This is a genomic window from Micromonospora sp. NPDC050495 (genome assembly GCF_040655175.1).
Taxonomy (GTDB): Bacteria; Actinomycetota; Actinomycetes; order Mycobacteriales; family Micromonosporaceae; genus Micromonospora.
Genome location: NZ_JBFAJK010000007.1, coordinates 179,543 through 193,982, shown reverse-complemented (window position 1 = coordinate 193,982; position 14,440 = coordinate 179,543). Strand labels below are relative to the sequence as shown.

At 73.7% G+C, this 14,440-nt stretch carries 17 protein-coding genes, 2 tRNA genes and 1 other RNA gene; 10 read left to right on the top strand and 10 right to left on the bottom strand.

Translation table 11 applies throughout. From position 1 onward, the window contains the following. Window positions 1-63: 63 nt before the first annotated feature. On the bottom strand, window positions 64-822 hold the full coding sequence (locus tag AB0I11_RS11255) for a M23 family metallopeptidase (protein ID WP_357317114.1): 759 nt from the start codon (window positions 820-822) through the stop codon (window positions 64-66). A gap of 206 nt (window positions 823-1,028) precedes the next feature. Between AB0I11_RS11255 and AB0I11_RS11250 the strand changes: the two genes are divergently transcribed. The 4 genes from AB0I11_RS11250 to AB0I11_RS11235 all read left to right on the top strand — a co-directional run bounded on the left by AB0I11_RS11250 (window position 1,029) and on the right by AB0I11_RS11235 (window position 2,827). After that, window positions 1,029-1,325, top strand: a complete 297-nt coding sequence (locus AB0I11_RS11250) for a hypothetical protein (RefSeq protein ID WP_357317158.1) — start codon at window positions 1,029-1,031, stop codon at window positions 1,323-1,325. Between the two features lie 71 nt (window positions 1,326-1,396). Continuing rightward, window positions 1,397-1,567 (top strand): hypothetical protein, encoded by a 171-nt coding sequence (locus AB0I11_RS11245; RefSeq protein ID WP_357317111.1) that lies wholly within the window; start codon window positions 1,397-1,399, stop codon window positions 1,565-1,567. A gap of 119 nt (window positions 1,568-1,686) precedes the next feature. Beyond that, complete coding sequence (locus tag AB0I11_RS11240; protein WP_357317109.1) at window positions 1,687-2,211, top strand: tRNA adenosine deaminase-associated protein; 525 nt, start codon at window positions 1,687-1,689, stop codon at window positions 2,209-2,211. Between the two features lie 130 nt (window positions 2,212-2,341). Continuing rightward, window positions 2,342-2,827, top strand: coding sequence for a nucleoside deaminase (locus tag AB0I11_RS11235; RefSeq protein ID WP_357317155.1), 486 nt, complete (start codon window positions 2,342-2,344; stop codon window positions 2,825-2,827). Window positions 2,828-2,988: 161 nt separating this feature from the next. Here the strand turns inward: AB0I11_RS11235 and AB0I11_RS11230 are convergent, their stop codons facing one another. From AB0I11_RS11230 to deoD, 3 genes are all read right to left on the bottom strand, one after another. Beyond that, window positions 2,989-3,432, bottom strand: a complete 444-nt coding sequence (locus AB0I11_RS11230; RefSeq protein WP_357317106.1) for a thioesterase family protein — start codon at window positions 3,430-3,432, stop codon at window positions 2,989-2,991. Further along, a complete protein-coding gene (locus tag AB0I11_RS11225; protein WP_357317103.1) occupies window positions 3,429-4,067 on the bottom strand; it encodes a TetR/AcrR family transcriptional regulator in 639 nt (212 codons plus the stop codon). Before AB0I11_RS11225 ends, AB0I11_RS11230 begins: the two co-directional genes overlap by 4 nt. A 114-nt stretch (window positions 4,068-4,181) precedes the next feature. After that, the gene (gene deoD, locus AB0I11_RS11220; protein ID WP_357317099.1) at window positions 4,182-4,889 is read right to left on the bottom strand and encodes a purine-nucleoside phosphorylase; all 708 of its coding nucleotides are present in this window, start codon (window positions 4,887-4,889) and stop codon (window positions 4,182-4,184) included. 75 nt (window positions 4,890-4,964) lie between these two features. Between deoD and AB0I11_RS11215 the strand changes: the two genes are divergently transcribed. After that, window positions 4,965-5,051: transfer RNA gene (locus AB0I11_RS11215), tRNA-Ser, on the top strand. 152 nt (window positions 5,052-5,203) lie between these two features. Here the strand turns inward: AB0I11_RS11215 and AB0I11_RS11210 are convergent. From AB0I11_RS11210 to AB0I11_RS11200, 3 genes are read right to left on the bottom strand one after another with little or no spacing between them, the layout of a single operon-like run. Continuing rightward, the gene (locus AB0I11_RS11210) at window positions 5,204-6,037 is read right to left on the bottom strand and encodes a hypothetical protein (RefSeq protein ID WP_357317097.1); all 834 of its coding nucleotides are present in this window, start codon (window positions 6,035-6,037) and stop codon (window positions 5,204-5,206) included. A 19-nt stretch (window positions 6,038-6,056) separates the two neighbouring features. Continuing rightward, entirely contained in the window at window positions 6,057-6,587 is a 531-nt protein-coding gene (locus AB0I11_RS11205) for a hypothetical protein (RefSeq protein WP_357317095.1), read from the bottom strand. Then, window positions 6,584-7,309: a hypothetical protein gene (locus AB0I11_RS11200; RefSeq protein WP_357317092.1), complete on the bottom strand. Its 726-nt coding sequence runs from the start codon at window positions 7,307-7,309 to the stop codon at window positions 6,584-6,586. Before AB0I11_RS11200 ends, AB0I11_RS11205 begins: the two co-directional genes overlap by 4 nt. 454 nt (window positions 7,310-7,763) lie before the next feature. Here AB0I11_RS11200 and AB0I11_RS11195 point away from each other — a divergent pair, with 454 nt between their 5' ends. Beyond that, window positions 7,764-8,945, top strand: a complete 1,182-nt coding sequence (locus AB0I11_RS11195) for a right-handed parallel beta-helix repeat-containing protein (protein ID WP_357317089.1) — start codon at window positions 7,764-7,766, stop codon at window positions 8,943-8,945. Window positions 8,946-9,085: 140 nt separating this feature from the next. Here AB0I11_RS11195 and AB0I11_RS11190 read toward each other — a convergent pair whose 3' ends face one another. From AB0I11_RS11190 to AB0I11_RS11180, 3 genes are all read right to left on the bottom strand, one after another. Next, a complete protein-coding gene (locus AB0I11_RS11190) occupies window positions 9,086-9,460 on the bottom strand; it encodes a PH domain-containing protein (RefSeq protein WP_357317086.1) in 375 nt (124 codons plus the stop codon). A 179-nt stretch (window positions 9,461-9,639) separates the two neighbouring features. After that, the gene (locus AB0I11_RS11185; protein WP_357317082.1) at window positions 9,640-9,825 is read right to left on the bottom strand and encodes a hypothetical protein; all 186 of its coding nucleotides are present in this window, start codon (window positions 9,823-9,825) and stop codon (window positions 9,640-9,642) included. 248 nt (window positions 9,826-10,073) lie between these two features. Next, window positions 10,074-10,161, bottom strand: a tRNA-Ser gene (locus tag AB0I11_RS11180). 82 nt (window positions 10,162-10,243) lie between these two features. Here AB0I11_RS11180 and ffs point away from each other — a divergent pair. The 4 genes from ffs to recR all read left to right on the top strand — a co-directional run bounded on the left by ffs (window position 10,244) and on the right by recR (window position 14,278). Next, window positions 10,244-10,333: signal recognition particle sRNA small type (ffs, locus tag AB0I11_RS11175), an RNA gene on the top strand. Between the two features lie 107 nt (window positions 10,334-10,440). Then, a complete protein-coding gene (locus AB0I11_RS11170) occupies window positions 10,441-13,260 on the top strand; it encodes a DNA polymerase III subunit gamma and tau (protein ID WP_357317078.1) in 2,820 nt (939 codons plus the stop codon). A gap of 108 nt (window positions 13,261-13,368) precedes the next feature. After that, window positions 13,369-13,677 carry a YbaB/EbfC family nucleoid-associated protein gene (locus AB0I11_RS11165; RefSeq protein ID WP_357317151.1) on the top strand — a complete coding sequence of 103 codons (309 nt, stop codon included), beginning with the start codon at window positions 13,369-13,371 and terminating at the stop codon, window positions 13,675-13,677. A gap of 7 nt (window positions 13,678-13,684) precedes the next feature. Then, complete coding sequence (gene recR, locus AB0I11_RS11160; protein ID WP_357317075.1) at window positions 13,685-14,278, top strand: recombination mediator RecR; 594 nt, start codon at window positions 13,685-13,687, stop codon at window positions 14,276-14,278. Window positions 14,279-14,440 lie beyond the last annotated feature (162 nt).

Below are 14,440 nucleotides of genomic sequence, written 5' to 3'. Positions count from 1 at the left end.
CAACCTACGCGTCCACACCGCCGGCCGCGGGGCGTCCCGCCCCGGGTGTCGGGAGTGGACCGGTCAGCCGCCGCCGGCGCCCGTCCCCGGCGCCTTCGGGCAGCCGTGCTTCCGCTGCCAGGCCGCCACCTCGGCGGCCGGCCCCCGGTTGCCCTTTCCCCGCCACGAGGTCAGGTACGGCGCCGGCCAGACCACGCCCCGCCGGATCCACCAGTCGTTCTGCCCGGTGCACTTCGGGGAGAGGCCGAAATGCAGGTGGCAGACGTTGTTGGCGTTGCCGGTGTGGCCTACCTTGCCGAGTTGCTGGCCGGCCCGGACCCGGACCCCGGCGTCGATGCCGGCGGCGATCGCGCTCAGGTGCGAGCCGTAGTAGCGGACCCCGTCGTCGCCGAGCAGCGAGACCGACAGCCCTCCGTTGTACGGGCCGAGCGGGCCGCTCCGGCGGAACCGGTCCACCCGGCTCACCTCGAGGATCCGGCCGTCGGTGACTGCCACCACCGGCTCGCCGCAGTCGGCGAAGATGTCCGTCCCCGGGTAGGCGGAGTGGGTCGGGTGGAAGGCCACGTTGCCCGCCCGGACCGGGAACACGTGCCGCGGCGGCGTACGGCTGGCCGACGGGGTGGGCGACGCGGTGCCGGGCGCCGCCGACGGCGACGCGGCGGGCTGCTCGGCGGTGACCGGCCCGCTCGGACCCTGCCAGGAACTCCCCGGGCCGGCCGGGCCGCCGGCGTCGGGGGCGCAGCCGGCGGCCAGGACCGGGACGAGCAGCAGCAGGACCGGTAACGCGGGGCGCGGACGGCGGCCGGTCGATCGCGAGCGCATCCGGTCATCCTGGCAGAGAAGTACGGTGGGGACGAACGCCGGAGCCGGCCCCGAGACGGTCGCTCAGCGTGACCTCGGGGGGTGCACGGTCCGTGAAGGGAGCAGGGGCGATGAGCGGGTGGCACGCGGGACCCGGCGAGACCGGCCCCGGCCCGGCCCGGCCGGTGCCACGGGCCCCGTCGGGGCTCTTCCCGGCCGGCGCGCCGATGCGGCCCGTCTGGCGGGAGCCGCACCCGGTCACCGGCGCCGGGGTGGCCTCCGGCGCGGTGACGGCCTTCGCCTGGCTGCTGCTGTTCGGCCTGCTCGGGCGGGATGTGCCGGGCTATGCCTGGTGGACGCTGATCGGCGGCACGCTGGCCTGGCTGGCCGCCGCCGCCCTGGTCCGGTACGGCGACCGGGGGGTGGCGACCGGCGTCGCGATCGTCACCGCCGGCGGCTGGAGCATCGCCGCGGCGGTCGTCGCGGTGCGCTGGGCGCAGAGCGGAAACTGGCCACTCTGGTGACCTCGGGTGACGCCTCCGCTGCGTAGCGAACGCCCCTTGACGTACCCGCGGTGACGGTCCACCCTCGCGGTATGGCCTGGACCACCCCGCCGCGGCTCGATCCCGAGCGGAGCCGCCGCCGCCTGCAACTCCTCGCCGAGTTGGCCGGCGCCCGCACGGTACGTCAGCGCGAGCGGCCGCAGCGGGTACGCACCGAGCATCTGCGCCAGCTCATCGCCACCCGCCGGCGGATCGCCGGCTGACCGACTTTCTCCGGGATCGGCCGGCCCTTCGGGGCGTTGACCGGTCGCCTGCCGACCCGACCGGTTAACGTGCATCGCGTGACGAGTCGGCATGCTGCCGAGGCCAAATTGGGGGGATCGTGTCGTACTTCGCTGCTGCCGTGGCGCGCGTCGAGGGCGGCTGGTCCGCCGAAGAGGTGAGCCTGCGGGGCGTCACCGACATCGAGGAGGTCGCCGACCGGCTCCGCGACGCCGAGCCGGACGCCGACCTGTCGCTGCTCTTCGTCGAGGCCGACGACACGTACCTGGTGATCCTGCGCCTGGACGAGGGGGAGGACCTGCGGATCTTCGGCTCCGACTCGGCGTACGCCGAGGAGTCGCGGCTCGGCGTCCTGCTGGTCGGGGACCTGAAGACGTCGGTCACCGGGCTGGAGGAGGCCGAGGAGCCCCGGGCGGCGGCCGGCGGGGACGAGTCCGAGCAGCCGGCGGTGGACCCGGAGGCCGACCCGGTGGGCGACGCCGACCTCCTCGCCGACCTGGGGATCCCCGCGCCCAAGCTGCTCGCCCTCTGCGGCCACGACGGCATGATGCCGGCCGACGTCACCGCCGAGATCTGCCAGGTCCTCGGCTGCGCGGACGAGGTCGAGGAGCTGCGTGAGATCTGAGCCGTCCGGCCCGTTCTGGACCGGTGGCGGCGAGCCGGCCGACGCCACCGACCCGGCGCTGGAGACCGTACGCCCGGGGCAGCCCACTCCGGGCCGCCCGGGCCGGGTCGGTCCGGGCGCGCAGGAAGGGCTGGCCGACCCCGGTGGCGTGGGCCGCCGGCAGCGGCACGAGCTGTGGATGCGCCGGGCCCTGGAGGTCGCGGTGACCGGCCCGGACGACGGTGCCGACGCGGTGGAGGACGTCCCGGTCGGCGCGGTGCTCTACGGCCCGGACGGCGCCGAGCTGGCCATCGGGCGCAACGAGCGGGAGCTGACCGGGGACCCGACCGCGCACGCCGAGGTGCTGGCGCTGCGGCGGGGCGCCGAGCGGCTGGGGCACTGGCGGCTGGAGGGCTGCACGCTGGTGGTGAGCCTGGAGCCGTGCACGATGTGCGCCGGCGCGATCGCGCTGGCCCGGATCTCGACGGTGGTCTTCGGCGCCTGGGAGCCGAAGACCGGCGCGGTCGGCTCGCTCTGGGACGTGCTGCGCGACCGCCGCCTGCCCCACCGCCCCGAGGTCTACGGCGGCGTGCTCGAGTCCGAGAGCGCCGCCTTGCTCCGCGCCTTCTTCCGGTAGTCCCGGGCTCCGCTGATTCCGGTCGGCCCGGGCTCCGCTCATTCCGGCGGGCCCGGGCTCCGCTGATTCCGGTCGGCCCGGGCTCCGCTCATTCCGGCGGGCCCGGGCTCCGCTGATTCCGGTGGGCCCGGGCCGCGGCTCGGCAGCGTCGGGTGGGTCGGTCAGGCGGGCAGGGCGGCGGGGCGCAGCAGGGTCGTGGCGACCGCCCGGGCGGCCTCGGTCCAGGCGGTCGGGCGCAGCGTGGCCGGGTCCAGCCGGACGATCGAGCGGGTGCCGTCGGCGTACCGCGTGCCGCCGTCCGGTGAGCGGAATTCGAAGGCGTACCGGGCGCTGCTGGTGCCGAAGTGCTCCAGCCAGAAGTGCACCGCCAGCGCGCCGACCCCGGTGACCGGGGCGTGGTAGGTGATGGCGAACTCGCGTACGGCGTGGAACACGTCGGGGGCGCTGTGCCGCCCGGCCGAGAAGGCGATGCCCCGCTCGGTCCAGTACGGCGTGAGCGCGCGCTCCAGCAGCACCGCGTACCGGGCGTTGTGCAGGATGCCCATGGCGTCGAGGTCGTCGAAGTGCACGGTGACGTGCTCGACGTGACCGAACTGGTGGCTCATGACGGGCCTTCCGTTAGCAGGGTCGGGTCGGGGCTGAGCGCGCACAGCCGGTTCAGCAGGCCCAGGCGGGCGTGCCGGTAGGTGGCGTCCGGGTCGAGCAGCCGGGAGCGCATCACGGCGCTGATACCGAACGCGTCGATCTCGTAGGCGAGCTGCGCGACGTCCAGGTCGGCGGGGAGCTCGCCGAGGTCGACGGCCTCCTGGACGAGCCGTTCGAGGAAGGCGGTCCAGCGGTGGAACGCCTCGGCGAGCCGGTCCCGGATCGGGCCGGGACGCACGTTGTACTCGAACTCGGTGTTGGCGAAGAAGCAGCCGCCGGGGAGCACCCGGGCGGCGTAGAAGTCGATCCGTGCCTCGTGCAGGGCCCGCAGCCGGCGTACGCCCCGGGGGGCGCGCAGGGCCGGCTCGATGATCCGCTCCTGCCACTGGGCCACGGCCCGGTCGACGGTGGCGAGCTGGAGCGCCTCCTTCGAGCGCCAGTGCGCGAAGAGGCCCGACTTGCTCACCTCCAGCCGGTCGGCGAGCTGGCCGAGGGAGAGGCCGTCGAGGCCGACCTCGGTGGCCAGCGCCACCGCGGTGTCCAGCACGGCGCGGCGGGTGCGGTCGCCGCGGGCGACGCGGCCGTCGAGGGTCATGCGGGCAGCGTAAACCAAAATAAGACCGACCGGTCGTATTAATTTATGTGACGTGGAACGCGTCCGCCCCGCCACCGGGATGGTGGCGGGGCGGACGGAAAGAACCGGGACGGGTCAGGCGATGGCGGTGTCCAGGGCGATCTCGACCATCTGGCTGAAGGTCTGCTCGCGCTCCGCCGAGGTGGTCTTCTCGCCGGTCTTGATGTGGTCGCTGACCGTCAGGATGGTCAGCGCCCGAGCCTTGAACCGGGCCGCGATCGTGTAGAGCGCCGCCGACTCCATCTCCACCGCGAGCACCCCGTAGTCGGCCAGCCGGTCGTAGAGGTCGGGCCGGTCGGTGTAGAAGGCGTCCGCCGCCAGGATCGGGCCGACCCGCATGCTGATGCCGCGCCGCTCGGCCACCTCGACCGATGTGCGCAGCAGCCCGAAGTCGGCCACCGGGGCGTAGTCGATCAGCCCGTCGAAGCGCATCCGGTTCATGTTCGAGTCGGTGGACGAGCCGATCGCCGCCACCACGTCCCGCAGCTGGAGGTCCTCGGCGAGGGCGCCGCAGGAACCGACCCGGATCAGCGTCTTCACGCCGTACTCGGTGACCAGCTCGTGGGCGTAGATCGAGGCGGAGGGCATGCCCATGCCGGAGCCCTGGACGGAGACCTCGACGCCGTTCCACCGGCCGGTGAAGCCCAGCATGCCGCGAACCGTCGTGTAGCAGCGGGCGTCCTCGAGGTAGGTCTCCGCGATCCACTTGGCCCGCAGCGGGTCACCCGGCATCAGGACCCGCTCGGCGATCTCTCCCGGCTCAGCGCCGATGTGCGTACTCATGGCAACGATCCTGCCAGGCCGGGCCCGGGGATACCGGTTCGGCGTCCAGACCCGGGGTCCTGTACCCTACTCGGCGGTGGCGTGTCCGAGTGGCCTAAGGAGCACGCCTCGAAAGCGTGTGAGGGTTTACGCCCTCCGCGGGTTCAAATCCCGCCGCCACCGCTCGTGAACAGCGAGAACGCCCGGTCGATCCGCGAGGATCGTACCGGGCGTTCCGCTTGTGGTCTCCGTGCCGTCTCCGTTGTGGGCTGCGCCCTGCACGCCTGGCCGAGTTGCCCTACACCTCGTCCAGGTAAGCGGAGGCGGTACTGCCCTCAGGGCAGCAAGCGGCGCAGGGCGGGCGCGATCGCGGCGGCGATCGTGCGGTCGTCTGGCTGGTGAGCTGCCCAGTTGAGCGCACCCAGGGTCACCATCGGCTCGCCTGCCGCCGCGGCAGCCGTGATGGTCGGCTCAGGGAGCGTGGCCAGCAGCCGACGCACGAGGACGCCTTCCCCCCAGAGCGCTTCCGTGGGATACGACAGTCGCCCCAGCCAGTTCAGCAGCGAGTCAGCCCGAGCGCCTGGATCTGGCTCGACGTGGGCAAGTCGCCGCGCAAGCTCAGCTACCCGCTCCTCGGGAAGCTCCGCGGCGGTGTTGCCGGCGATGCCGACCAGTTCGCCGCGGAGCACCTCAGGCACTTGCCGGGTTGCCAGCAACGCCGGGCGGCCGGCGGGACGGAACTGGGGTTCCTTGGGCTGCTCGTAGTACCCGAGGGTCATGGCGAGGCCGGTGAACAGGGTCACGAGGATCCCGGTGACGCCGCACTCGGACAGGAACAGGGTCAGGGCGGTGGGCTCAGCAACGTCCACGTCGTTGGCGAACCTGGATCGCTCCCACGCGACGCTGCCGTGCCCGTGGATGGTGGCGCTTCCGATGACCGTGTCGTCGCTGTCGTACAGGGCAAGCGTCACACTTCCCAGGCATCGGCAGATGCCGCCGGTGAACCGCCCGTTCGTAGTGAGGTCCCGCGCCCTGGTGATTCGAGCCCGGCCGACCAGTTCAACCAGCACCTGACGATGGGCCAAGGGGCCGCCGTTCGCACCACCTTGCAGGACCCGCACCGTCTGGGTCCGTGCCCAGGCATCGGACAACCAGTCAGCGAGCAGCACTGCGTCATGGTAGGCCCGGTCAACAGGGGCCGTAGCCCTCGTCGAAGAGGCGGCGCGCCCAGTCCGCGTACCCGGCGATGATTTTCCGGACCGTCATGCCGTCGTGCAGGAAGAGGTACGCGCGGTCGCCGTCGCGGGCGAGCAGCCCGTCGAACCGGTACGAGTTCTGCGGGGCGGCCAGCTCGACCGCCGCCGGGAAGGTGTCGCGCACCTCGGTCACCGGGGTACCGACGCTGATCCCCTCGGGCGTGCTCAGCGGATCGCCGAGCCAGAGCAGGACCAGGCGGTCGCCGGCGAAGATCGGGCTGACCGCCTCGTGCCCGGCCAGCGTCGGTCCGCACGCGTCCTCGTCCGTCCGCAGCACCCCGCGCCGGGTCAGCTCCTGCTCGGTGTCGCCGAACTCGACGTTGCGCAGCCCGCCGAGGCCGACCACCTCCGCGGCGCCGACCGGGCGGGCCGGCACCTCCGGCCCTTGTGGACGGACGCCGCTGCCGGCGATCGAAGCGGCCGCCATGAGCGCGGCGATGAAGCCGAATTGCCGTAGTTTCATGCATTCCCCCAGTCCACAACGGGACCGGGGGAAGGAGGTTGCTGGTGCGGGGCGGATTGCCGGAGTTCCCATTCCTCGGCGAGCTCGTCCCAGTAGTCGGCGGAGAGCCCGCGGCGGCCGTGCGCGAGCCAGCCGGCGGTGTCCCGCTCCAGGTGCAGGCCCAGCTCGGCGAAGTAGTCGATCCACGGCCCCGGCTCGGCGCCGAGCCGGGCCAGCGCCGCGTTGATCGGCCACTCGGCGCGCGGCCGGTCCAGGGCCCGGTCGACGCACGGCCCCCAGCTCAGCCCGCCGCCCAGCCACACGGCCGCCGCCTGGTGGCCCAGCCCGCCGGCGAACTCCGCCTCCAGGTACGCCACCGGCCCTCGCCGGGACCACCGGGCCAGCAGCTCCGCCAGGTCCGGCCCGGCCGGCGGTGGCGGGTCGGCCGCGCTCTCGCCGGGCGCCGTTGCGGGGCGGCTGGCGGCCGGTTGCCCGTCGCGCCGTTCGCGGACCCCGTCACCGGCCCGGTCCGGTGCGAGGACGAGCCGGAACGGCTGCTCCGGGGAGACCTCGCCAGTGGTGAAGTCGGGCAGGTGGCCGGTCAACTCCTCAACCAGTTGCGGGGTGATCGGCAGCAGCGCGAAGTCCTGCCGGAGCGCGGCGAGCACCGCGTGGTCCAGGTCGGCGGTCTGCTCGCGCAGCAGCTCGACGTCGGCGACCACCGCGCTGAGCTGGTAACTCATCCGATCTCCCGGGCGTCCACAGGCTGTGGATGGAACATGTGTACGACGGTGCGGCCTCGGTGTGTGGCGGGGGATCGTCGGCGCGAAGGCCGTCAGCGTCGCACCCACCGCACCGTACCGGGGGCGTGTGGGTCGCGCCCCGGGGTGTGCGGTCGGGCCGCGACGGCGGGCTCACGCTGGCCGGCCGGCCCGCTCCCGCTGGCCGGGGGCCCGCTCTCCCGACGGTCGGCGGAACGTCCGTTTCGCCGGGCAGACGGATCGACGGGCGGCTGGAATGATGACCCGCGATGCAGCGCCGGTAACGCCGCTGCCACGGGGGATCCACCACAGACGAATAGCACCGCGCGCAGCCCGGCACCCGCCGGGCCGCGCGCCGACCGTTCGCATCCTCCGGGGCCGGTGGCGCCGCCGCCGCACCTCGTCCACCCGGGCGAGACAACCCCCAGGAGGAAACATGCAGGACAAGCGTTCCGACCGGCGTTCTCTGCTGCGGGCCGCCGCGGTCAGTGCCGGCGCCGCCGCCGTCGCCGCACCGGCGCTCGGTGGCATCACCCCCGCGCAGGCCGCCGCGCTGGCCTCCACCGGCGCCATCCCGTGGGTCGGCCCCGCCGGCTCCGGCGCCACCTACGAGGTGAACACCACCGTCGGCGCCCAGGCCGCCATCAACGCCGCGCTGGGCAGCGCCTCGATGAAGGCCGTCTTCGTGGCGCCCGGCCAGTACAAGCTCAAGTCCCCGGTGGTGCTCGGCGACAAGCAGGCGCTGATCGGGGCCGGCCCCCTGGTCACCATGCTGCGCGCGGACACCGGCTTCAGCGGGTCGGCCCTGGTGATCAACCCCTGGACTGCGGCGCTGGGCGCGGTCGGCGCCTCCCGGCAGTGCGTCAGCGACATCGGGCTGGACGGGGCCAACCTGGTGGCCAACGGGGTCAACTTCCAGATGAACGCGACCCCCACCACGTACGGGCCGGACCCGGCGCCGTGGCTGACCCGGGTCTTCGTCACCCGGACCACCGGCGACGGCATCTACCTCGGCGGCACGTACGTCGGCGGGCAGCGCGAGTTCAAGGTGACCGACTGCCGGGTCGAGAACGCGGGCGGCTGGGCCTACAACCTCCAGTCCTCCGACGGCTTCGTCAGCGGGTGTTCGGCCCAGGGCGGCGACGCCGGCGGCTACCTGATCAGCGGCGGCAACATCAAGATCTGGGGCAGCAAGGTGTACGGCACCGGCACCTCCACGGCGGTCGCTCCCGGCTTCAAGATCGAGTCCGCCCGTGCCACTGTGGTGGGGTGCGAGGCGCAGGACACCGCCGGCAACGGGTTCGAGATCCGCGCCGCCAACTGCACGATCTCCGGCTGCACCGCCGACTCGACCGGGTTCGGTAGCAGCGACGGGGACTCGGCCGGCTTCTATGTCGCCGCGTCGGTGGCGAACATCGAGGGTGGTGCCTTCCAGCGGGCCGGCGGTGGCGGAAAGTGGATCGTGAGCGGTGCCGGCATGCGGACCGCGCTCTACCTGGCCAGCGGCGTCGACTACCTCTCGGTCCGGCTGGTCACCGGGCCGGACCGGCAGACCCCGTTCGTGCGCCTGATCACCGGCACCGTCGGTGCCCGCTCGTCGGTCTCCGTCCTGGGCTGACCCATCGGACCGGGCGGTAGATAGGCGAAGGGCCGGCTTCCCCGCGGGAGCCGGCCCTGGTCGACGGTGGAGGAGACGAGATTCGAACCCGCGAGGGGTGGGGGCGGCCAGGGCGCCGCCGAACCAGGTCCAGGCCCTGCTCAGAGCACGTAGGAGGCAACCATCTGACCGAGTTGCCGGATGGCCGAGTTGCCCTTGAACTCCAGCCGAACCTTGCCGAGTCCGCTGAACCACAGGTCGAGTTCGGCGTCGAGGTCAAAGGTGCCGGCGGTCTCGATCGAGAACGCCTGGATCTTGTTGTAGGGGAGGGACGTGAAGTCTCGCTTCTTGCCCGTGATTCCTTGAACGTTGACCGCGATCAGGCGCTTGTCCGTGAACACAACGAAGTCCCGAACAGCCTTGAAGCACGAGACCATCTGCTCGCCAGGAATCAGCAGTGGCGCGACCGCGGGGGCGATGTCGGCTGGATTGCACGGATGCAGTTTGAACACGAAGCCGTTCGCAAAGTCGATCATGGCGTCACCCTAGCCACGCTGCCAGCACCGAAGATCAACCAGTCGGACCTCGGTCCGGGGCGGCCGGTCGACACGTCCTGGCTGATCAGCTCACCTCGCCGCAGGCTGTCGGGTGGACTGCTCAGGACCCCTACGAGAGTGTCCACCGGCCGCGTGGACAGCCGTTGACCGTCCACCGATCACGTACGCCGCGCCGGGAGACCGAGCCTTCTCGCCTTCGCGACCATGAGGCCACCGGCCATCATGACCACGAAGCCGAGGAGGTAAACGCCACCCGCGCTGGCCTGGACTGCCGCGACACCTGCCGCCGCTCCGGCGGCGGCAAGCACCCCGCCGACAGCAGACAGCACCCCGCGCTTCGTCATGTGATAAGCCAAGCACGGCCTTGTCCGGCAGACAATCGCCCGCCAGGGCCGGCCGTACGACGCCCGGCACCGGCTGCGCACGACGCCCTGCACCGGCTGCGCCGGGGCGACCTGCCGCGCCGGCCGGGGGAGTCCGACGCGGGGGCCGACAGATGGGCCGGAACCGGGTGAGTGCGACGACAACTGAGCCGGGAGCGACCGTGGCGACGACGAAGGGCCGGTCCCTGACCGGGTCGGCCCTTCGTCGATGGCGGAGGATACGAGATTCGAACTCGTGAGGGTGTTAACCCAACACGCTTTCCAAGCGTGCGCCCTAGGCCTCTAGGCGAATCCTCCGCGAGCCAGGATACAGGTCCCCGGCGGCCCGACCACCCCACCACCCCCTGAAGATCCACGCCGGGTCGGGTAGGCTTGGCGGCACCTCCCGTGCGGCGGTATCTCGTGAACCTCCCCAGGGCCGGAAGGCAGCAAGGATAAGCGAGCTCTGCCGGGTGCACGGGAGGCCTTTCTGTCTCCGGGTGCCGGTAACGTTCCTGCGGGTCAGGTCACGGGGTGGTGGGTGGTCACCCGCGCCTGACCGGCGCAGAATGGCTCGGTCGAGAGGAGGCGGTACGGGTGGCACTGGCCCTTTACCGCAAGTACCGGCCCCGTACCTTCGCCGAGATGATCGGCCAGGAGCAGGTCACCGAGCCGCTGTCGCAGGCGCTGCGCAGCGGCCGGCTCAACCACGCCTACCTCTTCTCCGGCCCGCGTGGCTGCGGCAAGACCTCCAGCGCCCGCATCCTGGCCCGCTCGCTCAACTGCGAGCAGGGCCCCACCCCGGAGCCGTGCGGCCAGTGCGAGTCCTGCCGCGGGCTGGCCCCCGACGGCGGCGGGTCGATCGACGTCATCGAGATCGACGCGGCCAGCCACGGTGGCGTCGACGACGCCCGGGAGCTGCGCGAGAAGGCGTTCTTCGCGCCGGCCCGCAGCCGCTTCAAGATCTATATCATCGACGAGGCGCACATGGTCTCGTCGGCCGGCTTCAACGCCCTGCTCAAGCTGGTCGAGGAGCCCCCGGAGTACGTCAAGTTCATCTTCGCCACCACCGAGCCGGAGAAGGTCCTCGGCACGATCAAGTCGCGGACCCACCACTACCCGTTCCGGCTGTTCCCGCCGAAGGTGGTCCGCCCCTATCTGCAGCAGCTCTGCGAGGCGGAGGGGGTGACCGTCGAGCCGGCGGTCTTCCCCCTGGTGGTGCGCGCCGGTGGGGGCAGCATGCGGGACAGCCTCTCCGTGCTCGACCAGCTCATCGCGGGCGCCGGCCCGGAGGGGGTCAGCTACGCCCGGGCCGCCGCACTGCTCGGGGTCACCGACGCCGCGCTGATCGACGAGATGTGTGACGCGCTCGCCGCCGGGGACGGCGCGGCCGCGTACGCGACCATCGACCGGGTGGCCGAGGCCGGGCACGACTCCCGCCGGTTCGCCTCCGACCTGCTGGAGCGGCTGCGTGACCTGATCGTCCTGCAACAGGTGCCGGACGCCGCCGCCAAGGGCCTGATCGACGGCCCGGCCGACCAGATCGAGCGGATGGCCGCCCAGGCCCAGCGGCTCGGCCCGGCCACCCTGTCCCGGTGCGCCGACATCGTGCACAACGGGCTGGTCGAGATGCGCGGCACCACCGCGCCCCGGCTGCTGCTGGAGCTGGTCTGCGCCCGGATGCTGCTGCCCGGCGTGGACGACTCCACCGGCGGCCTGCTCCAGCGCCTGGAGCGGATGGAACGCCGGCTCACCCTCGGCGCCGCCGAGCCGCCGCCGGCCGCCGCCGGCCCCGCGCCGGTCGTGCCCGCCCCGGAGGTACGCCCGGCGCCGCCCGCCCCGACCGCGGCTGCCGCCGCGTCTCAGCCGGGGACCGCCGGCCTGCCGGCGGCTGCCGGTGCCCCCGCCGGGGCGGCCGCCGCTAGGGCCGCCGCCGCGGCGGCGGGTGCCCGGCCGTCCTCGACCCGTCCGGCCGCCTCCTCGCCGGAGCAGCCTCCCGCCGCCGCCGACCGGTCCGGTGCTGGCCCGATGGCGGCCGACGCCCAGCCGGAGGGCTCCACCCGCCGTCCGGTGCCGCCGTCGGCGGTGCTGCCCGATCCCGCCACACCCGAGCCGCCGCGCCCGGGCTCGGCCGCGCCGGGTGCGGTGGACGCCGTGGCAGCCCGCCGGGTCTGGCCCGAGATCGTCGGCAAGGTGGGCCGGAAGAGCAAGAAGGTGGCCGCCTGGGCCAGGGAGGCCACCGTCCGCGAGGTGGACGGCCAGTCGATGGTCCTCACCTTCCGCTATCCGTTCCACGCGCAGGCGCTCTCCAACGAGCCGGACCTGCTGCTCGAAGCGCTCTACGAGGAGTTGGGCGGCCGCTGGCAGATCCGGTGCGAGGTGGCCGGTGAGCGGGGCGCCGCCTCGATCGGCGGCCCGGCCCGCCCGTCCGGGGGCCGCCCGGCGGCCGGCCCGGACACCCCGCCCGCTCCGTCCGGGGCGGAGACCCGCGGTAATGCCGGTGGAGCGGCCCGGCCCGCCGGCCCGGCCCGACGACCGGACGGCCCGGCGGCCAACGGCTCGCCGGCGGCCGGGGGCGACCCGGCCGGCGACGAGGAGGACTGGCCGGAGCCGGCGCGACCCGGCGGCGCCGGACAACCGGCTGCCGGTCCGGTGGCGGCCGACGACGACTGGCCGGAGGCGGCCCGTCCCGGCGGGGCGGCAACCGCCGAGCCGACCACCGCACCGACCGGCTCTGCCGGGTCCACCGGTGGCACCGCGCCGACCGGGGGCGTCCCTCCGACCGGGGGCGTCCCTCCGACCGGAAGCAACGCGCTGACCGGGAGCGCCGCGTCCGCCGGGAGCAACGCGTCGGCCGGGAGCACCAACTCGGCCGGGAGCACCACGCCGGTCGGGGGCACCACGTCGGCCGGGAGCACCACGCCGGTCGGGGGCGCCAGCTCGGTCGGGGGCACCACGCCGGCCAGCGGTGCCGCGTTGAGCGGGAACGCGCCGGTCGGGCTCGGCGGCCCGGCGGTGGCCGCTCCCGGCGTACCGAAACCGGCCCGGACGCCGGCCGCGCGGCCGCAGCCCACGGCGACCACCCCGAAGAGCAGCGCGATCGCGGCGGCCCGGGCGGCCGCGGCGGGGGGCGGCCCGGGCCGGGGCGCGCGGGTCGCCCAGCCGACCCGCCCGACCGCGGACACGGACTGGGCCGGCGAGCCGCCCTACGACCCGGACTTCGACGGACCGATCCGGCCGGGCGCCCGCCCGGCGATGCCGGCCGCCCCGGCCTACGAGGGGTTCGACCCGGGCGACGAGCCGCTGGACGACGTGGTCGACGAGCGGACCGCCCGGCAGTCCAGCGAGGAGCAGGCGGTCCAGCTGCTCCGCGAGGTGTTCGGCGCCGAGAAGATCGATGAGGTGGACGCGCGCTGAGCGCGCGTCGACCGCCGAGGAGCTGTGCCGCCGCCCGACTAGGCTGGGCGCGGCCGACCAGACGACTGTGAGAAGGAGCCATCCGTGCGCCCAGGTGGACAGCCGAACATGCAGCAGATGCTGAAGCAGGCGCAGAAGATGCAGCAGCAGATCACCAAGGCCCAGGCCGAGCTGGCCGAGGCGGAGCTGACCGGCACCGCCGGCGGCGGGCTGGTCACCGCGACCGTGTCCGGGAGCGGTGAGATCAAGAGCATCAAGATCGACCCGAAGGCGGTCGACCCGGAGGACGTGGAGACCCTGGAGGACCTGGTCGTCGCGGCCCTGCACAACGCCGCCGAGGCGGCCCGGGAGCTGACCGAGCAGAAGATGGGCCCGGTCACCGGCGGGATGGGCGGCCTCGGCCTGCCCGGGTTCTGAGCGGCAGATGTACGAGGGTGCCATCCAGGACCTGATCGACGAGCTGGGTCGGCTGCCGGGCGTCGGCCCGAAGAGCGCCCAGCGGATCGCCTTCCACGTGCTGTCGGCGGATCCGGCGGACGTGAACCGGCTGGCCGGTGCGCTGCGCAAGGTCAAGGAGCTGGTGCGGTTCTGCACCACCTGCTACAACGTGGCCGAGTCGGAGCAGTGCCGGATCTGCCGCGACCCGCGCCGTACCGATGAGGTGCTCTGCGTGGTCGAGGAGCCGAAGGACGTGGTGGCGATCGAGCGGACCGGCGAGTTCCGCGGCCGCTACCACGTGCTCGGCGGGGCGATCAATCCGCTGGAGGGGATCGGCCCGGACAACCTGCGGATCCGGGAGCTGATGACCCGGCTCGGCGCCGGCTCGGTGCGGGAGCTGATCCTGGCCACCGACCCGAACACCGAGGGCGAGGCGACCGCGACGTACCTGGCGTTGATGGTCAAGCCGATGGGGATCGCGGTGACCCGGCTGGCCAGCGGCCTGCCGGTCGGCGGCGACCTCGAGTACGCCGACGAGATCACCCTGGGCCGCGCGTTCGAGGGCCGGCGGGCCGTCTGACCGTCGGCGGCGGCGCCGGGACGGTGCCGGTCGGGCTGGTGGCCCGACGACGCCGTCCCGGCGCCGGCGCACCGTGCTGACCACGCTGGCCACCCGGGGCGGGCCGCCCGGAGGTATCCGCGATGTGGGACGAGTGTGGTTCGCCACGCGCCGACCGGCTGG